This window comes from Isosphaeraceae bacterium EP7 (genome assembly GCA_038400315.1).
GTDB lineage: Bacteria > Planctomycetota > Planctomycetia > Isosphaerales > Isosphaeraceae > EP7.
On record CP151667.1, the window covers coordinates 4,635,768 to 4,653,684 of the forward strand.

Annotated in this window: 17 protein-coding genes and 1 pseudogene; 14 read left to right on the forward strand and 4 right to left on the reverse strand. The window is 66.4% G+C overall.

Annotated elements, in window-relative coordinates:
- Nucleotides 1–34: 34 nt before the first annotated feature.
- From EP7_RS17950 to mutM, 4 genes are all read right to left on the reverse strand, one after another.
- A complete protein-coding gene (locus EP7_RS17950; RefSeq protein ID WP_463523167.1) occupies nucleotides 35–2,887 on the reverse strand; it encodes a hypothetical protein in 2,853 nt (950 codons plus the stop codon).
- Nucleotides 2,884–3,720: a protein-L-isoaspartate(D-aspartate) O-methyltransferase gene (locus tag EP7_RS17955; RefSeq protein ID WP_463523169.1), complete on the reverse strand. Its 837-nt coding sequence runs from the start codon at nucleotides 3,718–3,720 to the stop codon at nucleotides 2,884–2,886. Before EP7_RS17955 ends, EP7_RS17950 begins: the two co-directional genes overlap by 4 nt.
- A gap of 559 nt (nucleotides 3,721–4,279) precedes the next feature.
- Complete coding sequence (locus tag EP7_RS17960) at nucleotides 4,280–6,142, reverse strand: sensor histidine kinase (protein ID WP_463523171.1); 1,863 nt, start codon at nucleotides 6,140–6,142, stop codon at nucleotides 4,280–4,282.
- Nucleotides 6,143–6,285: 143 nt separating this feature from the next.
- Nucleotides 6,286–7,152, reverse strand: a complete 867-nt coding sequence (mutM, locus tag EP7_RS17965; RefSeq protein ID WP_463523173.1) for a DNA-formamidopyrimidine glycosylase — start codon at nucleotides 7,150–7,152, stop codon at nucleotides 6,286–6,288.
- 207 nt (nucleotides 7,153–7,359) lie between these two features.
- Here mutM and EP7_RS17970 point away from each other — a divergent pair, with 207 nt between their 5' ends.
- The 14 genes and pseudogenes from EP7_RS17970 to EP7_RS18035 all read left to right on the forward strand — a co-directional run bounded on the left by EP7_RS17970 (nucleotide 7,360) and on the right by EP7_RS18035 (nucleotide 17,913).
- Entirely contained in the window at nucleotides 7,360–8,196 is an 837-nt protein-coding gene (locus tag EP7_RS17970; RefSeq protein ID WP_463523175.1) for a DeoR/GlpR family DNA-binding transcription regulator, read from the forward strand.
- Nucleotides 8,193–8,894: a phosphate propanoyltransferase gene (pduL, locus tag EP7_RS17975; RefSeq protein ID WP_463523177.1), complete on the forward strand. Its 702-nt coding sequence runs from the start codon at nucleotides 8,193–8,195 to the stop codon at nucleotides 8,892–8,894. Before EP7_RS17970 ends, pduL begins: the two co-directional genes overlap by 4 nt.
- 97 nt (nucleotides 8,895–8,991) lie before the next feature.
- Nucleotides 8,992–9,330: a BMC domain-containing protein gene (locus EP7_RS17980; protein ID WP_463523178.1), complete on the forward strand. Its 339-nt coding sequence runs from the start codon at nucleotides 8,992–8,994 to the stop codon at nucleotides 9,328–9,330.
- A 3-nt stretch (nucleotides 9,331–9,333) separates the two neighbouring features.
- A complete protein-coding gene (locus tag EP7_RS17985; protein WP_463523180.1) occupies nucleotides 9,334–9,654 on the forward strand; it encodes a BMC domain-containing protein in 321 nt (106 codons plus the stop codon).
- Nucleotides 9,655–9,770: 116 nt separating this feature from the next.
- Complete coding sequence (locus tag EP7_RS17990; RefSeq protein WP_463523182.1) at nucleotides 9,771–10,058, forward strand: BMC domain-containing protein; 288 nt, start codon at nucleotides 9,771–9,773, stop codon at nucleotides 10,056–10,058.
- Complete coding sequence (locus EP7_RS17995; protein WP_463523184.1) at nucleotides 10,055–11,254, forward strand: acetate/propionate family kinase; 1,200 nt, start codon at nucleotides 10,055–10,057, stop codon at nucleotides 11,252–11,254. Before EP7_RS17990 ends, EP7_RS17995 begins: the two co-directional genes overlap by 4 nt.
- 31 nt (nucleotides 11,255–11,285) lie before the next feature.
- Nucleotides 11,286–11,633, forward strand: coding sequence for a EutN/CcmL family microcompartment protein (locus EP7_RS18000; RefSeq protein WP_463523186.1), 348 nt, complete (start codon nucleotides 11,286–11,288; stop codon nucleotides 11,631–11,633).
- 54 nt (nucleotides 11,634–11,687) lie between these two features.
- The gene (locus EP7_RS18005; protein WP_463523188.1) at nucleotides 11,688–13,121 is read left to right on the forward strand and encodes an aldehyde dehydrogenase family protein; all 1,434 of its coding nucleotides are present in this window, start codon (nucleotides 11,688–11,690) and stop codon (nucleotides 13,119–13,121) included.
- A gap of 66 nt (nucleotides 13,122–13,187) precedes the next feature.
- Nucleotides 13,188–13,442 (forward strand): EutN/CcmL family microcompartment protein, encoded by a 255-nt coding sequence (locus EP7_RS18010; RefSeq protein WP_463523190.1) that lies wholly within the window; start codon nucleotides 13,188–13,190, stop codon nucleotides 13,440–13,442.
- Nucleotides 13,439–14,290: a hypothetical protein gene (locus tag EP7_RS18015; RefSeq protein WP_463528479.1), complete on the forward strand. Its 852-nt coding sequence runs from the start codon at nucleotides 13,439–13,441 to the stop codon at nucleotides 14,288–14,290. Before EP7_RS18010 ends, EP7_RS18015 begins: the two co-directional genes overlap by 4 nt.
- The gene (locus EP7_RS18020; RefSeq protein ID WP_463528435.1) at nucleotides 14,196–14,420 is read left to right on the forward strand and encodes a EutN/CcmL family microcompartment protein; all 225 of its coding nucleotides are present in this window, start codon (nucleotides 14,196–14,198) and stop codon (nucleotides 14,418–14,420) included. The genes EP7_RS18015 and EP7_RS18020 overlap by 95 nt, the downstream gene beginning before the upstream one ends.
- 110 nt (nucleotides 14,421–14,530) lie before the next feature.
- A complete protein-coding gene (locus EP7_RS18025) occupies nucleotides 14,531–15,484 on the forward strand; it encodes a class II aldolase/adducin family protein (protein WP_463523192.1) in 954 nt (317 codons plus the stop codon).
- A 76-nt stretch (nucleotides 15,485–15,560) separates the two neighbouring features.
- Nucleotides 15,561–16,487: pseudogene (locus EP7_RS18030) on the forward strand (malate dehydrogenase); the annotation flags it as partial.
- 163 nt (nucleotides 16,488–16,650) lie between these two features.
- Nucleotides 16,651–17,913: a hypothetical protein gene (locus EP7_RS18035; RefSeq protein WP_463523194.1), complete on the forward strand. Its 1,263-nt coding sequence runs from the start codon at nucleotides 16,651–16,653 to the stop codon at nucleotides 17,911–17,913.
- The last annotated feature ends 4 nt before the right edge of the window (nucleotides 17,914–17,917 follow it).

Here is a 17,917-nt window from a genome sequence, read left to right on the forward strand (position 1 = left end):
CCCCTCGTGCCCAGTCGAATCAAATCAAATCGGATCAATCGGCGATCAGTTCCCAGTGCCGGGTACCAGGATTGCCGTCCAGCCGTAGTCTCGGCCCGTCGCTGCCCGCGTCCAGCTTCACCTCGGCCGCACGCTTGCCGGTCGCGTCCAGCGCATAGGCCTTCACCGCTCCCTTGCGGTTCCAGGTCACGCTCCCACGGATCGGCTCGGCAAGCAGGGGGGGCGTTCCGGGGCTGGCCAGGTCGCGGCGGCTCTCATCGGCGAAGGTCATCCCGGTCGGCTCGACCCGGCCGACGGCCGTCACGAGCAGCCGCTTCGCCTCGGCGATCGGGGCGTCGCCCAGCGACGACGCGACCACCGACGCATAGGTGTTCTCGACGCTCACCGCGATCGACTCGCAAGACGCGGACAGCCCGCCTGGCCAGCCGGCAACCCCCTGCGTGTGCGGCGTATCGATCAGGATTCGGCCCGATTGCGCATCCCAACCCGGCACCGTTCCGCTCACGGCCTGATCTCCCTTCGGCCGGCGCAGGGCCAGGGTCGCGGCGTGCGGCCAGAGGTCGTAGACCTGCGGGTTGGCGTTCAGTGCCTCGGGAATCCGGTAGATGTCCTCGGCACCGCCGGTCCCAGGCGAGGCCGAGCCCCAGACCTTCGGGTGCAGGAAGATGCCTCGTCGGGCCATCGCGTCCCAGTCCTTGGCCGCCATCGTCCGGGCGGCCAGCAGCAGCTCGGCCCCTTCGAAGGCTTGAGCCCATGCCCCGTTCGTCTGGTCGCACCACTGGCCGATCACATAAGGATGATCGTCCTTCCGCTTGCCGTCCATCGCCGCGAGGCCGCCTTCGGTGGACAGCACGAACGAGCGCCGGTCGGGATCCATCGCCAGGGAAGGGGCCCAGTACAGCCGGTCGTCCACCAGGTCCAGGCCGGGGGCCATCAAGGTCGCGAGGAACTCGGGCTCACGCCGCCAGTGCGAAACGCCGGCGATCGGCACCCGCACGCCTGCGCCTCGAAGGTCGCGGGCAATCGACGGCCAGGTCGCATTCTCGAGGGCCTGCCAGCCTCGGCGACCCGAGGCGCCGACCCCCTTCAGGTGCTCTCGCAACGACGCCAACGCCCCGGCGTTGAGCTGGCCGGGGTCGTCGATCAGGTCGAACAGCGAGAGTTCCCCGGCGATGGTCAGCCAGGCGAACGCGGGGTCGTTCTTCAGCGCGAGCCCGGTTTCCGGGTTCATATGGCCAACAAGCGCCTTCGCGAACTCGCGTATTCGCTTGCCGATCTCCGGATCGAAGGCCGCCGCCGGGCCGCCACCCGGGGGGAGCACGCCCAGCCGTCCAAGATTGTCTCCTTCGCGGAACCGCCTCGACGAATGCAGCTCAATCGCTAGGTAGATCCCGCGCTTTTTCAGCGCCGCGATCAAGTGGTCGAGCCTTGCGAGCGCCACGGTGTCCATCGAAAGGGTGTCGTCGCGATTGTCATCGATCAGGCTCTGCCCGGGCCCGTAGGCAGCGTCCAAGTCGCCCAGCCGGACCAGGTTCACGCCCATCCGCGCCAGCCGATCGGCCAGGTCGTCGGCCTGTTTGGCTTCCAGGAAGGCGGTCGGCGGCAGTAGCGTGACCCCGAAGAACCGGGCCCGGCCGCCGTCGGCGAAGTGCAGCCGACCCTTGTCGACCTTCACGAACCCATGCTTGCCCGCCGGCGCATCGAGCAATGCCGACGCATCCAGGGCCGAGCCCGGCTCGATTCCCGACGACCCCTCGACCGGTTCCCAGCCCTTCGTGTCGGTCCCGGCATGGTCCGGGGTCCATGTCCCAGCCTGGGGGTCGGGCCCGGCCGTGACCGTCACGTCGTCGAGCTTGAGCGTCCCCTGGCCGTCGAGCTTCTCGAACTGGAGTACCGCCCGCCGCGTCCCTTTCGGCACGTTCACACGCGTCTTGTCGGTTCGCCAGTCATAGGTCCCGCCGAACGTCAGGATCGGCCGATCTCCGATCGGGATCGGCCGGCCATCGGCGTCGACGAAGAAGAAGATGGCTCCCACGCCGCCGGAACCCCTGAGCCTCGTCCCCTTCGAACGGACCGACAATTCCAGCGACCCGAATTGATCAACCGGCAATGCCAAGGGCACCAGGGCCCGCGCGCCCGCCTCCGGGAGCTCGAGCGCCGCGGTCGACTTGTCCCCCGGGTAGGAGCGCCTCGCACCCTTCTCGACGACCCAACCCGAGGGCTCGGGCGACCCCAGCTCGAAGTCGCCGTTGGGCACCAGGTTGGTCGTCGGCTGACCTCCGCGTGGGATCAACTCGACGGTCAGATCGTCCATTTCCAGGACGCCCGTCGCGCCCAGGAGGCCGACGGAGAAGATCACGTCGAGCGTCTCGGGCGGGACCGGGATCCGCTTCACTACCCGCGCCCACTTCGCCCCGACGTTCTTGCCGGTCCATGGGCCCATGCTCCCCCGGCCGACCGTGCGAAGTCCATCGCCCAGGAAGTCGACGATCAGGGCCGGGTCGTCGCCCACGCGCTCGCCGGAGCGGGGCGCCTCGGGTAGTCGGATCCAGAGGCCCATCACGATCGCCTCGGTCGTGCGGCCGTCGACCCCAAAGGCCCGGCTGATCCGCGCGGGACGGCCTGGCTTGCGGTTTTCGAACCGGATGCACGTCTTGCCGTTGATCCCGCCGGGGGCCATCGCGCCGTCGCGGAGGTTGTACCAGCCGTCCGGCACGCCGTCGCCGTTGCTGTCCACCTCGAGGCTATCGCGCGCCGGCGGGCCCTGGCGCACGATCAGATCGTCTTCCTGGGCGAAGACGGACGCGGGGACGCAGGCAGCCAGTGCCAGCGCGACGCTCCTCAATTGCGACATCAAACGGGCGAGACCCTGGGTCTGTGCGATCACGGCTTCTTCGCCTCCGTCCCGGTCCCTTTGCCCGCGGCCTTGTCCTTGTCGACCTTGCCGGCCGATTTGGCCTTCGCCTGCCGTCGCTCCTCGGCCGCCTCGCGCTGGGCACGGCCGGTCATGGGCACGAACAGTGTGGGCTTCAGGATCTTATCGCTCAATTTGCCGTCCCGCTTGACCATCAGGTGGACCACCTGGTCGAACCGTGACCCAAGTGGGATGACCAGCCGGCCCCCTTCCTTGAGCTGCTCGACCAGCGGGGGCGGGATCTTTTCTGGGGCGCACGTCACGATGATCGCGTCGAACGGAGCCGCCTCGGGCCAGCCCAGATACCCGTCGCCCACCCTGGTGTGGATGTTGTCGTATCCCACCTCCTTGATCACCTTCGCCGCGCGGTCCCCAAGCGCCTTGTGGATCTCGACGGAGTAGACCTCCTTGACGCACCTGGAGAGGATCGACGCCTGATAGCCCGAGCCGGTCCCCACCTCATAAACCTTGTCCGTCGGCTTGGGCTCCAGCGCCTCGGTCATGAACGCAACGTCGTAAGGCGGGGTAATCGTCTGCCCCTCGCCGATCGGAATCGACTCGTCGTCATAAGCCTGCCGCCGGGTGTCCGGTGGGAGATACTTGTGCCTGGGGACTGTCCTGAACGCCTTCAAGACCGCCGGATCCTTGATCCCGCGCTCCACCAGGTGCCGCTCCACCATCCGATTCCGGGCCGCAGCCGTCGGGTCGTCTTCCGCCCCACCGCACCACCAGCAGGCCGCCAGCACCGCACCCATCACCCCGACCAAACGACACGCACGTCCCGCAACCCAAGCCACGCTACCCATCGCCAAATCCTCCCATCCCTGATCCAACCGGACCCGGCCGACCGGCCCGTCCCATCCCTTAGATCATCCTACGTCAGCCCCGACCAACATGGCAGTTGCCACGCTTCGAAGTCCTGCGATCCCGAGACCACATCCAGGAACCGGGCCTGAATGTTCTCCTTCGCCCTGAATGATGCCCCGACACCACACGAACGGGACGTTGAGCGAGGTTTTCGGAAATTCTTTCCGAAAGTAGGGAGAGATTCGATCGCCCGAAGGATGGTTTCCAGTAGGGACGTTCTCCCACCACGGAGCATGTCCCTACTGGAACCAGGCTCTTTCTCAATTCGGAACTCCGACGGACGCCGCGCGACCTGCTGTCATCTGACAGAAGGCATAGCAGGCCCGCAATCGCACGGCAAGTGTTTCGCCCCGCCTTCAGAGGGCCCGACGTGTCGATGCGAAACGAAGCCAAGACCCGACCATGGCGAGAAGACGAAACGAACCCGGGCCCATCGAAAACCCGTTTTACGAAACGAACCCGGCGCCTCGCAGCTTGCCGTGGCCAAACGACTTGCGTCTAGGATTTCGGCCGGAGCGAGAACGGGTCGAGCAGCGAGCGTCGCGGCGGCGGCGGCACCGGGCCGACCACTCCGGTGGGGACGTGCGAGGCTTGAAGGACGGGAAGGGTCGGCACCCTGGGCTCGATCCGACGGGCCTTCGAGAGGTCGATCCGCTCGTCGGAGACGTTGACCTCGAACCGCCGATTCCCGGGCAGTTGCAGCGGGATCCGCACCGTGAAGATGCTGCCGTGGCCGAGCCTGCTTTCCAGGTGGACATCTCCGCCCAGCAGCCTGGCCAGCTCGCGGACGATTGATAGGCCCAGGCCGGTTCCCTGGTGCTCGCGGGTCAGGATCGAGCTCGGCCCGTCCGGCCCGCTGACCTGGCGGAACTTCTCGAAGATCTTCTCGCGGTCTTCCTCGGCGATCCCGATGCCGGTGTCGGCCACCGAGAGGACGACCGAGCGCCCCTCGACGGCCACCTTCATCGTGACCTTGCCCCCTTCGGGCGTGAACTTCACCGCGTTGGAGAGCAGGTTGTAGATGATCTGGCGGATCTTGCCAGGGTCTTGCCGGAGCAGGGGGATGGCCTCATCGAGCCTGCATTCCAGGTCAATCTCCTTCTTCTCGGCGGTCGGCCTCATCAGGCTCGTCAAGGCTTCGCAGACATCGCGGATCGAGAAGTCCTCGGTTCGGACCTCCATCTTGCCGCTCTCGATCTTGGCTAGGTCGAGGATGTCGTTGATCATGCCCAGCAGCATCTTGCCCGACGACTGGATGTTCGTCGCATACCGCTTCTGGCGCTCGGGCAGGTGGTCGCTGCCGGTGAGGACCTCGGAAAACCCGATGATCGAGTTCAAGGGCGTGCGCAGTTCGTGGCTCATCGTGGCGAGGAAGTCGCTCTTGAGCCGGTTCATCTCGAACAGGGCGAGGTTTGCCTGCGCCAGCTCGTCCACCTTCTTGTCCAGGTCGCCGTTGACCTGCCGCAGCTCCTGCTGCATCGCCACCAGGTTGTGGAGCATCCGGTTGAACGCGTGCGAAAGCTCCTCGAAATCGTCACCCGTCTGGATGTGAGCCCTGATGTTCAGCTTGCCCGCGGCGATGGCGTCCGAGACGTCGCGCAAGTGCTTGAGCGGCTTGACGATGACGTATCGGACGATCGTCGCCGATCCATACATCGCGATGAGGGCGGTGACCAGGGCCGACGTGATCAGGAACGCGCGATTCTGGTGGATCGCTTTGCGGGTCTGGTCCATCGGCAGGCCGACGACCACCGCGCCGGCAAGCTCGTCTTCCTTCACCAACTCGTACTTACCGTCCGCCTTCTCTCGACTGCCGTGGCAGCCGCCCGAGAAGCAACCGCTCCGGAACTGGATCGCCTGCACGTACTGGAACTGTTTCTTCTGTTCGTTGATCTGCCAGCGTTCCATCGGGGTGTTGTCGGGAAAGCTGAACGGCTTCCGCGTCACGCCCGGAGGAGTCTTGGTGTTCGCCGCCGCGAGGAAGATGGCGAGCGACTCGCGTTCGTAGGCATCGAGCTTCTTCTGCTCCTCAGCCTTCTTGCCGATCGGGTAGGCCGACAGGATGTGCTGCTCGAAATTGGGCAGGTCGTCCCGCCCCTTGATCCCGTCGAACATGCCGGAGATGACCGGCAGGTTGTAGACGTCGGAGAAGTTCCGCTTGTAGTGGTCCATCATCAGGACCTGGTCGACCAGCCGGCGCGCAGCCTGGGTGGTCTGCCCGATCACCAGGCCCTCGGTCTTCTGGCCGTACCACCAGAAGCTGAACGTGACCAGGAAGAAGATGCCGCCCGCGAAGATGTAGCGGCACTTGCGCTCGAGGCTCGTCTCGCCAAGCAAGTGTTTGAATGAGCGGTACGACACGGGGCGGCTCCCAAGGCTCCACTGGTCTCACCACAGCTGAGGACACCCCGGAGTCATCGTTCACCATACTCCAAATCCGACGCCCGGAATAGCGAGGTTCCCCAATCGCATCGCCGGCCCAGCCAATGTCCTCAACTCGTTTCTCAGACAGGCTTTCTGGTCGTCCGAACCTTCGGCTTGAGCGGCTGGCAGGTCGGGCAAAGATAGGTCGGACGCCCGATTAGCCCGGCGATCTTCCGCTTCTGGACCGCCTCGCCGCACCCGGGGCAGGGCTTCCCCTCCCGGCCGTACATGGCGTTGAGTGCGAGGAACCCCCCCTCCAGCCCCAGGACGGTTCGGTATCCCGCGTCGAAGCTCGACCCCTCCGCCGCGATCGCCTCGGACAGCACCGCACCGATCGCGGCATGGATCCGGCCGACCTCGGCCGCCTTCAGCGACGACGCAGGCCGCTCGGGATGGATCCGAGCCCGGAACAACGTCTCGTCGGCGTAGATATTGCCGATCCCCGCCAGCACCTTCTGATCCATCAGGGTCGGCTTGATCGGCCTGGAGGTCTTCGCCAGCCGGGCCAGCAGATCATCCGCCCCGATCGCCAGCGCATCGGGCCCGTGCGACCGTGCGAAGGCGGCCTCGGCAATTTCCTCGTTCGCGTACCAGGCGATCTTGCCCAGGCGTCGGGCGTCGCAGAACAGGACGGGAAGGTCCGACCCGACGATCCGGAATGTCAGGCGCACGTGTGCGGGTCGGTCGGCCGGAATAAGCCAAAAGCCTCCAGTCATACGGGGTTGGATGACGATCAATCCCCTGTCCTCGTCGAGCTCGATGACGACCCACTTGCCGCGTCGGAAGACTGATTTAACCAGGGACGTGCCGACTTGACGGGTGAATTCCTCGGAGTCGATCCCCTGGAGCATCGAGGGGTCGTGCACCTCGACCGCCCGGACTTCTCGACCCACCAGGGCAGGCCTGAGACCCCGGACCATCGTCTCGACTTCCGGCAACTCTGGCATCGGTCCGGTCTCCTTTGGAAGGGATGAAACCCTCTCGAACAAGTCTAGCGGATCGACGAGGTCGGCGAATCGGGCCGACCGGGAGAATCCGCCTGATTGGTCTTGAGTGGTTTTGATGAAATCTTTTGAAGGTTCTTGACAGGCCCTGACGCCGGGTGCAGACTCGACTTCTCGGATGGCGCCGACCGATACTCCCATTGGGACCACATGCTCGCCGAAACCCGCCGCAAAAGGCTGATGGAACTCATCACCAACCAGGGCTTCGCCACCCTGGAAGAGCTGGTGCGCGGCCTCGGTGTCTCGGAGAGCACGGTCCGCCGCGACCTGGAGGCGCTCGACGCCGCCGGGGCAATACGCCGGACGCACGGCGGTGCGGTCGTCCCGGGTGAGGGGCGGGCAATGCCTGCCCTGGAAGATCGGTCGACCACCGCACAGGACGAGAAACGGGCCATCGGCCAGGCCGCCGCCGCCCTGGTCGAGGACGGCGACACAATTCTGCTGGACGGCGGCACGACGACCCTGGAGGTGGCCCGCGCCCTGGCCCACAGGCCGGTGCAGGTCGTCACGAACAGCCTGCCCATCGCCCAGTTGTTGACCTCGAGCAAGGATATCGACCTGATCCTGGTCGGCGGTTACGTCTATCCCAGGACCGGCGTGGCCATGGGGCCGCTGGCCACAGCGACGCTTCAAGGCATCCGGGTGCGTCACGCCATCCTGGGCGCCGGAGGGATCGTGGCCGATGGGGTGTACAACTCCAACGGCCTGCTGGTCGAGACCGAACGCGAGATGATGGCCTGTGCCCAGGACGTGATGATCGTCGCCGATCGGTCGAAGTTCGGCCGGATCTCGCTGAGCTGGCTCTGCGGCTTCGACGCCATCCGCCTCCTGGTCACCGACCCGGGGCTGCCCGACGAGTATCGGTCGCTGCTGGAGGCCGCGGGCGTCCAGATCAAGATCGCCACGCCGGACGTCGAGCCTGCCGACGTGGCCCGAGGCAACGGCCTGGCACGCGTCAATGGAACGGGAACGAGGGACCACGCATGAGCACTCTGGCCTCGCGGGAGAATGTCGAGTCGATCGTCCGGGCGATCCTTCGCGACCGCCTCAAGACCTCGACGCCCGCCCCCTCGAACGGCGAAGCCCGCGCAACTGCCGCGACGGGCTACACGCCGAACCTGGTGGTGAACATCTCGGCGAGGCATTGCCACCTGAAGCAGGAGGATGTCGATGTCCTATTCGGCAAGGGCTATCAACTGACCGAGCTGAAGCGGCTCTATCAGTCGACCGACTTCGCCGCCAATGAGACCGTCGCCGTCGTCGGGCCTCGTCAGCGAATGATCCCCGGCGTGCGGATCCTCGGCCCCTGCCGTCCGTTCAGCCAGGTTGAGCTGTCCTTCACGGACTCGATCAGCCTGGGGATCGAGCTGCCGGTGAAGCTCTCGGGCGACGTCGAGGGGACCCCCGGCTGCCTGCTCATCGGGCCGGCCGGGAGCCTGGTTCTTCCCTTCGGCGTCATCCGCGCCGAGCGGCATGTCCACATGGGCCCGAAGGACGCCGAGTACTACGACGTGAAGGCCAAGGACCGGATGAGCCTGCGGATCCACTCGTCCTGCCCGACCACGCTGGAAGGGCTGCTCGTGCGGACCCACCCTGACTGGAAGCTCGAGGTCCACATCGACACCGACGAGGCGAACTGCAGCGACCTGCCGAACGCCTCGAAGGTCGAGCTGATCAAGTCCTGACCTGATCCGAACCGATCAAACCGAGCCGAATCGGTCTCCAACGCGTCAATCTACCCCACTTGCAACCGCATACTGCACCGAACCGAAGGAGTGCCTGATGGCCTCGTCCTCGCTTGAAGCGCTCGGCATGATCGAGACGAAGGGTTTCGTGGCGTTGGTCGAGGCCAGCGACGCGATGTTGAAGGCCGCCAACGTCGAGTTGATCGGCTGGGACAAGATCGGCAGCGGCCTGGTCACGGCCTTCGTCGTGGGCGACGTCGCTGCGGTCAAGGCGGCCATCGACGCCGGTGCGGCCGCGGCCAGCCGGATCGGTGAGGTCGTCAGCGTCCAGGTCATCGCCCGCCCGCATGAAGACCTCGGCGGCGTGCTCACCTTCGCCAAGCCGGCGTCCCCCGCCGCGGCGATCACCACCAGCAACACCAAGGAAGGGGCCTGAGCCGTGGCGACCATCCAGCGAAGCGGCCAGCGTGCCCTCCCCGGCTCCAACGGCTCCGGCGAGGCCCTCGGCCTTGTTGAGACCAAGGGCCTCGTCGGCGTCATCGAGGCGACCGACGCCATGCTGAAGTCGGCCAATGTCACCCTGCTCGGCCGGGTGAGCATCGGCGCGGCCTTCATCACCACCCTCGTCCGCGGCGACGTCGGCAGCGTCCGCGCCGCCGTCGAGGCCGGAGCCGAGGCCGCCAGCCGCGTCGGCGAGCTGGTCAGCGCTCACGTCATCCCACGCCCCTCCGAGGACGTCCTCAAGACGTTCCTCGGCTGAGACGCCGCAGGATGGACCGGGTTGCGGGCCGCCCACCGAGGCGGCCCACTTCCCCGGCTCCGACACCCCTCGACCTCGACGCTCAAACGAATGCACACGACAGAAGGACGACCCCGATGAACGGCTCGGCGCTGGGGCTCATTGAAACGCAGGGGCTGGTCTGCCTCATCTCCGCGATCGACGCGATGCTCAAGGCGGCCAGCGTCGACCTGGCCAGCACCGTCATCAAGCTCGACGGCGGCGTCGTCAGCGTCATGGTGCGCGGCGACGTCAGTAGCGTCCGCGCCGCCGTGGAAGCCGGCGCCGAGGCCGCCAGCCGCGTCGGCGACCTCAAGGCCGCACACGTCATTCCCAGGCCTGGCGCCGAGGTCCTCCGCACCTTCGGCGGGGGGACGGTCCGTTGAAGATCCTCGTCGCCAATCTCGGCAGCACCAGCTTCAAGTATCGCCTCTACGACCTGACCGAAGGCGGCGACGAGATCCTCCTCGCCCGCGGCGCCGTCGAGCGCATCGGGTCCGATAACGCCAAGGTCTCGGTCAAATCGCCCAAGGGTGATGCCGAGGAAGTCCGACGCGTGGGCGACCACGGCGAGGCCCTCCGCCTCTGCATCGAGCAGCTCACCGATCCCAAGCTCGGCGTCCTCGGCTCGGCCGCGGACGTCGCCGCTATCGGGTTCAAGGCCGTTCACGCCAAGGGGATCACCGGCGTGCATCGGGTCGATGAGACGGTGCTCGTGGCGATGGAGGCTTTCTCCGACGTCGCACCCGCTCATAACCCGCCGTACATCAAGGCGATGCGGACCCTTCTGAGCCAATTCCCCGAGCTACCGTTGGTCGCCGCCTTCGAGACCGGTTTCCACCGGACGATGCCCGAGGCGATGCAGCGTTACGCTGTGCCCGAAGAGTGGTCCACCGAGCTGGGCATCCGCCGCTGGGGTTTCCACGGCGCCAGCCACCGTTACATCGCCGGCCGGATGGCCGAGCTGACCGGTCGCAATGACCTGAAGCTCATCTCGTGCCACCTTGGCGGCAGCTCGTCGCTCTGCGCCATCAAGGATGGCAAGTCGATGGGGTGCAGCCTGGGCATGAGCCCGCAGTCGGGCCTGCCGCAGAACAACCGGGTCGGCGACCTCGACGTTTTCGCCCTGCCTGCCATCCTCAAGGCGACCGGCCAGACCCTCGACCAGGTGCTCGACACGCTGGCCAATCGGTCGGGCCTCGAAGGCATCAGCGGTGTCGGTAACGACCTGCGCGACATCGAGAAGGCGGCCGAGGCGGGCGATGCCCGCGCCAGGCTGGCCCTCGACGTCTACATCGCCGCGGTCAGGCAGTACCTCGGCGGATTCATGGTCGCGCTTGGTGGCGTCGATGCGATCGTCTTCACCGGCGGCATCGGCGAGAACTCGACAGTCATCCGGTCGGGCGTCCTCCGCGACCTGGACTGGTTCGGCATCACGATCGACCCGGCCAGCAATGCCGGCGGGCCGCCCGAGCGGAAGGTCTCCCTCGCCGGGGCTCGGGTTGATGTCTGGACCGTGCCGACCAATGAAGAGATCGTCGTCGCCCGCCAGACCCGCGACATCCTGACGGCCAAGTCCTGAGGCGGCCCCGGTTCCACGACGGAGGTAGCCCATGTTCGTCGCCCGAGTGACCGGCAGCCTGGTGGCCACGCAGAAGCTGCCCTCGATGACCGGCCACAAGCTCCTGCTGGTCGAGCCCTACCGTGTTGACGAGAAGACCCGCGATCGCCTGGTTCCCACCGGCCGTTCGTTCGTCGTGGTCGACACGCTGGGCGCGGGCCTCGACGAGATGGTGCTCGTCTGCCAGGGGTCGAGCGCCCGACTGACGCCCGAGACCGAGAAACTGCCGATCGACGCGGTGGTCATCGGCCTGATTGACACCGTGGATGTCGCCGGCAAGACGATCTTCTCGAATCGGTCGACCCAGGCCGAGCCGCTCGAGACAACGAACGCGAACTGACGCCCAGATCGAACCTAACCAGCCAAGACGCGAGCCCGCGTTGGGGTGCCAGCCATGCAAATGTCCGAGGACCTGATCCGAAGCCTGGTCCAGGAAGTCCTCTCTCAGATGGGTGGCAACGGCGCGGCCGCGACCAACGGCAACGGCGTCTCCCGCCCACCGAGCGGCCGCCTGGGCGTCCATTCCACGGTCGATGAGGCGGTCAAGGCCGCCGAGGCCGCCTTCCAGCAGTACCGGACCCGGCCCTACGCCGACCGACGTGCCGTGGTCGCGGCCATCAAGTCGATCTGCGTGAACCAAGCTGAAGAGCTCGGCAAGCTGGAGTTCGAGGAGACCGGCATCGGCCGCCTCGACCACAAGATCGCCAAGCTCCGAGACGCCATCCCCAGGGCTCCCGGCGTCGAGTTCCTGCACACGCTCAACGCGTCGGGCGACGATGGCCTGATGCTCACCGATTTCTCGCCTTTCGGCGTGATCGGTGCCACCACGCCGGTGACCCACAGCCTGCCGACCCTCGCCGGCAATGCGATCAGCATGCTCGCCGCGGGCAACACGGTGGTCTTCAACGCCCACCCGTCGGGTGCCAAGATCGCCGCCGAGGGCGTGCGACGCTTCAACAAGGCGTTCATCGAAGCCATCGGCATCGAGAACCTGATCAACATCGTCGACCCGCCCACGCTGGAGACGGCCAACGACCTTTTCCAGCACCGAGGTGTCAAGGTCCTGGTCGTCACCGGCGGGCCCGCAGTGGCCCGCGCCGCCCTGGGCAACAAGCGACGCGCGATCGTGGCCGGCCCCGGCAATCCCCCTGTGGTCGTCGATTCCACGGCCGACCTGGACCTGGCCGCGAAGTCGATCATCACCGGCGCCGCGTTCGACAACAACCTGCTCTGCATCGGCGAGAAGCAAGTCTTTGCCGTCTCCGACATCTTCGACAAGCTGATGGAGGCGGTCGCCAAGCACGGCGGGTATCGCCTGAACTCGGGGCAGATCGACGCCCTGACCCAGAAGGCGTTCATCGCGGGCAAGGATGGCGCCCTGCACGTCAACAAGGACCTGGTCGGGCAGGGGCCCGTCGTCCTCGGCAAGTATGCCGGAGTCTCGGTCCCGGCCGAGGCCCAGATCCTCTTCGGCGAGACCGGCGACGACCACCCGTTCGTCGATCATGAGCAGATGATGCCGTTCATCCCTTTCGTCCGCGTCTCCAACGTGGACAGGGCCCTGGCCCTGGCCAAGTCGAGCGAGCACGGTTACGGCCACACCGCCGTCCTGCACTCACGCGACCTGAACGTCATGAGCCGCATGGGCAAGCTGATGGATTGCACCATCTTTGTCGTCAACGGGCCGAGCACCGCGGGCCTCGGGCTCGGCGGCGAAGGGTTCCTGTCATTCTCTATCGCCGGGCCGACCGGCGAGGGCGTGACGACACCACTGACCTTCTGCCGCCAACGCCGGACGACCATCGCTGGCGGGATGCGGTTCGTTTGATCGGCTGATTTCAGGCGAGCAGGCCGAGTCCCTCGGCCTGCTCAAGCGTTGACCCGGAGCCCATCGATGCAAGTCGGCCGCGTGCTGGGATCGGCGACCTCGACCGTCAAGCACCCCTCGTTCGAGGGGGAGCGGATGCTCGTCGTCCAGTTCCTCACCGGCGACGGCAAGCCCGAAGGCGAGCCGGTCCTGGCCTTCGACCGGATGGGCGCGGGCCGGGGCGATCTGGTGATGCTGACCAGTGACGGGGCGATCTTGAGTGAGCTGCTCGGGCGGAATACGCCCGGCCGCTGGAGCGTGATGGGGCTTCCCGACCGATGACCAACCGCCAACAGCCCGGACAGTCCGAAGTGGAGGCCGCCGTCCGCGCGGTGCTCGCCGGCATGGGTCTGCTGGGCGGTCGCCCTCGCGCCTCGGAATTGGCGACCGTCACCGCAGCGGGAGTCGAGCCTTACGCCGGCCGCCTCTTCGGTGCCCGTCAGGTCGAATCGCTCTCGGCCGAGACCCGCGAGATTCAGCTAGCACCGGCCACCATCATCACGCCACTCGCCCGAGACCTGCTCAAGCGACTCGGGATCACCGTGACGCGGGTCGCAAGGCTCAAGGTCGAGCGGCCCGGCGAGTGGGGCTTCGGCGTCGAGGTCGAATCGGGCGTCACCGAATCAATTCGACGCACCTGGCTGGATTCGCCCGTGCTCTGGACCGACCTCGGTCCCGATGTCGACGAGGTCGCCCGCTGGATCTCCGACGGGTCGGATCGTGGAGCGTTGGTGCTGACGCCTCAGGCCTCGGTAGCCCACTGGCGGGCGAGCCAGGTCGCCGAGGTCCGGGCCGCGACGGTCAATGATGGTGACTCCGTGGCCCGTGCCATCCGGTTCCTGGGCGCCAACCTGCTGGTGATCGAGCCGGCTGGCAGAACCATTCATGAGTTGAAGTCTGTGGCCGATGCGTTCCGCGCCGGGGGGGCGCCGAGGCGGCCCGACTGGCTGGCCGGGACTGTCGGACTTGGGAGCTTGGGCCATGCGGATCGCCGAGGTGATCGGACGGGTGACGCTCTCCAGGCAGCATCCCAGCTTGCACGGGGCCCGGTTCCTGCTGGCCTTGCCGATGACTTACGAGGGCCTGATGGACGACTCGCCCTCACGCGGGGAGGAGGTCATCGTGTATGACGACCTCGGTGCCCGGCCCGGCGATCTGATCGGCCTGAGCGAGGGGGGCGAGGCGGCCAAGCCGTTCGGTCGCCGAAAGGTGCCGATCGACGCCTATAACGCATGCCTGCTCGACGCGATTTCAATCTGACACGATCCGCGATAGAGACAAAAGCAACGCCGTCGCGACGCGAGTCGCCGGTCAATCGACGCTCAGAGACACTCGAAAGGGCACGACCCATGGCCGGCGAATCTTCGATCATGAGCGAATGGAAGCTGCGGGAGCAGATGTGCGAGATCGGCAGGCGCGTGTACGCCAAGGGCTTCGCCGCCGCCAATGACGGTAACATCAGCATGAAGCTGAGCGACGACCGCGTCCTCTGCACGCCGACTCGCATCAGCAAGGGCTTCATGAAGCCCGACGACCTCTGCATCGTCGACATGGACGGCAAGCAGATCTCGGGTAAGCGCAAGCGTTCCAGCGAGATCCTGCTGCATCTGACCGTGATGAAGACCCGGCCCGACGTGAAGGCCTGTGTGCACTGCCACCCGCCCCACGCCACCGCCTTCGCCGTGGCCCACGAGCCGATTCCCAAGTGCACGATGCCGGAGTTCGAGGTCTTCCTCGGCGAAGTTCCGATCGCCCCTTACGAGACCCCTGGTTCGCAGAACTTCGCCGACACGATCATCCCGTACGCCAAGGATACCGACACGATCCTGCTGGCCAACCACGGGACGATCACCTACGGCGGCGACCTGGAAGACGCCTACTTCAAGACCGAGATCATCGACGCCTACTGCCGGATCCTGCTGCTGACCCGTCAGCTCGGCCGGGTGAACTACTACTCGGACGAGAAGGCGGCCGAGCTGATCAAGCTCAAGCCGCTGCTCGGCATCGCCGACCCCCGCTTGACCCGTGGCCTCGAAAATTGCGACCTCTGCGGCAACAGCCTGTTCCGCGAGGGGTACAGCGACTTCAAGCCCGAGCCCAAGGCCTTCATCCCGGCCAAATTCCAGAGCCAGCAGAAGCCCGAGGGCGACTGCGGATGCCACGGCGGCGGTTCGGTTGAGAAGGCCAAGACCGCGGCGAATCTCTCCGATCAGGACATGGACACCCTCGTCAGGCTCATCTCCGACCAGGTGATGAAGGCCATCGAGGGGGGCTCGGGTTCGGGCAACGCGAATCGTGCCCGCTCGGGCGCCTCGTCGAACTGAAGGTGGTCTGTCGTCGGGACCGGGCCAGTCCAGTGAGCGAACCAACCCGCGAGAGTCGCGGAGCGAGAGTGACCGGATGAACGTCAGCATTATCGGTGGCGGAGGGCTGGTCGGCTCGTGCGCCGCATACGCCCTGCAGTGCGGCGGACTGGCCAGCGGGCTCGACCTGATCGACCTGAACGCGGACCTATGCCGCGGTCAGGCCCTCGACCTGCTCCACGGGGCCTCGATTGCGGCCGACCAGCGCATCCGCGCCGTCGGGTACGAGGCGATCCCGTCGAGCGACATCGTCGTCATCACCGCGGGCCTGCGACGCAAGCCCGATGAGAGCCGGCTCGACCTGATCAATCGTAACGTCGAGCTGTTCCTGGGCATCCTCGCCCAGGTCAAGGCCGCCGGATTGAAGAAGGACGCGAAGGTCCTGGTCGTCTCCAACCCGGTCGACGTCCTCACGTACCTGGCCACCAAGCAGCTCGGTCTGCCGTCGTCACAGGTCATCGGCCTGGGGACGCAGCTCGACTCGGCTAGGTTCCGCAGCCTGATCGCCGAAGCCCTCAAGCTGCCAGCCACTCAGGTCACCGCGACGATCCTGGGCGAGCACGGCGACAGCATGGTCCCGATCTGGTCGGCCGCGCAGGCGGCGGGCCTTCCCCTGGAAAAGTTCCCGGGCTGGAACGCCGGGTCGGCCGACGCCCTGTTCGCCAAGACCAAGGGGAGCGGCGCCGAGGTCATCAAGCTGAAGGGCGGGGCAGGCTTCGCCGTCGGCCTGGCCATCCGCGAGGTGGTCGACGCGATCATCCTCGACCGCAAGCGAATCCTGCCGGTCGCCTCTCTGGTCGACGGGGTTTATGGGCTGCGTGACGTCTGCATCTCGGTTCCCTCGGTCATCGGCCGCGCCGGCGTCGAGAGCCAGATCGAGATCGAGCTCTGGCCGAAAGAACTGTCGGCCTTGCAGCACTCGGGCCGGGTGTTGCGCGAGACGATCGACCTTGTCCTGAGCAAGAACCCCAACGCGACCAAGGGGGCGCCCGCTTCGGTACCGGTCCAGGTCCTGCGGCCCACGATCGTCGGCCACCCGGTCAGGGTGACGACGGGTGGCGGCGGATCTGGCAACGGCGGCGGATCGTCCCGGGTCACGATCTCAGGGCAGCACGGCGGGGGTCGCAATGGATAAGTCGCTCGACCGCAAGCTCGCCGCAATCCGGGCCGACTCGAACTCGCGCGAATTCATCCTCGCCGATGCCAAGGACGCCGACATGGCGTTCGGCATCGGCGCGCCGGGGCTTTCGCCCGAGTCCCACCCGGGCGAGGTCCGTCACAAGACCCTCGCCCAGTATCGAGCCCAGATCCGAGAGATCACGCAGCAAGGTCTGGTCGACATCATGCTGATGTCCGCCAGTACCAATCATGCGTTGACGATCGAGGAACGGATCTTCGAGAACTCGCACATCACGCCCGCCATCCGGGCCAATGACACGACCGACGTGCATATCGCCCGTGGCTCGCATTACGCGGAAAGCGCCTCCAGGCCGTTCCGCAGCGCCAGCCTCGACCATGCCCAGTGCGGTCACCTCGACTGCACGCCCGAGGAACGATCGATCGGGGCGAATCTCGGCCTGTACTCTGTCACGTTCAATAACGATCTGGAACGCGACCTCGAGACGCTCGAAGCCTTCCACGTCTTCCGCGCCGAGGCCGAACGCAAGGGGTTCCGGTACTTCCTTGAGGTCTTCGACCCGAATCTTCCGGGCGTCGTCGCCCCCGAGATCCTGGGCGGTTACATCAACGACATGATTGCGAGGATGCTCGCGGGCGTCGCCCCCGCCGGCAGGCCGCAGTTCCTCAAGATGGTCTATCACGGCCCTTCCGCGATGGAAGAGCTGTTCCGCTATGACCCGAATCTGGTCATCGGCATCCTCGGCGGCTCGGCCGGCACTACGCGCGATGCCTTCCAACTCCTGGCCGACGCCCAGAAGTATGGGGCAAAGGTCGCGCTTTTCGGCCGCAAGATCAACGGGGCCGAGAACCAACTCGCATTCGTCCAGTTCCTCCGCCTGATCGTCGACGGCGTCATCGGGCCGGTCGACGCGGTGAAGGCCTACCATGCCGTGCTGGGCAAGCTCGGCATCAAGCCGCACCGCAATCTGGAAGACGACCTTCAGGTGCAGAGTCTGGCGATGAGCTACGGCGGGACGTCGACCAGCGTCACCGTCCCGCCCAAGCCGGCGCCCGCTCCGGCAACAGCCCCCGCGCCCAAACTGGTGGCGACCGTCGTTCCCGCCGCGAAGTCGAATGGTCAGGTCCATGCGAATGGGAATGGCAACTCGTCGGCCTTCCCGACTCATGCCGACGGTCTGCCCGACTTCGGCAAGATGGACGTGACGCAGCGGCTTGCCTATCACCGGCAGCGGCTGGGCCTCGGGAACTGACTAA

Excerpts from the sequence above, each read along its gene's own strand:
- EP7_RS18005 (WP_463523188.1), top strand. The coding sequence starts at position 11,688 with ATGCAAATGTCCGAGGACCTGATCCGAAGCCTGGTCCAGGAAGTCCTC.
- EP7_RS18035 (WP_463523194.1), top strand. The coding sequence starts at position 16,651 with ATGGATAAGTCGCTCGACCGCAAGCTCGCCGCAATCCGGGCCGACTCG.
- EP7_RS18015 (WP_463528479.1), top strand. The coding sequence starts at position 13,439 with ATGACCAACCGCCAACAGCCCGGACAGTCCGAAGTGGAGGCCGCCGTC.
- EP7_RS17970 (WP_463523175.1), top strand. The coding sequence starts at position 7,360 with ATGCTCGCCGAAACCCGCCGCAAAAGGCTGATGGAACTCATCACCAAC.
- mutM (WP_463523173.1), bottom strand. The coding sequence starts at position 7,152 with ATGCCAGAGTTGCCGGAAGTCGAGACGATGGTCCGGGGTCTCAGGCCT.
- EP7_RS18000 (WP_463523186.1), top strand. The coding sequence starts at position 11,286 with ATGTTCGTCGCCCGAGTGACCGGCAGCCTGGTGGCCACGCAGAAGCTG.
- pduL (WP_463523177.1), top strand. The coding sequence starts at position 8,193 with ATGAGCACTCTGGCCTCGCGGGAGAATGTCGAGTCGATCGTCCGGGCG.
- EP7_RS17990 (WP_463523182.1), top strand. The coding sequence starts at position 9,771 with ATGAACGGCTCGGCGCTGGGGCTCATTGAAACGCAGGGGCTGGTCTGC.
- EP7_RS18025 (WP_463523192.1), top strand. The coding sequence starts at position 14,531 with ATGAGCGAATGGAAGCTGCGGGAGCAGATGTGCGAGATCGGCAGGCGC.
- EP7_RS17980 (WP_463523178.1), top strand. The coding sequence starts at position 8,992 with ATGGCCTCGTCCTCGCTTGAAGCGCTCGGCATGATCGAGACGAAGGGT.
- EP7_RS17955 (WP_463523169.1), bottom strand. The coding sequence starts at position 3,720 with ATGGGTAGCGTGGCTTGGGTTGCGGGACGTGCGTGTCGTTTGGTCGGG.
- EP7_RS18010 (WP_463523190.1), top strand. The coding sequence starts at position 13,188 with ATGCAAGTCGGCCGCGTGCTGGGATCGGCGACCTCGACCGTCAAGCAC.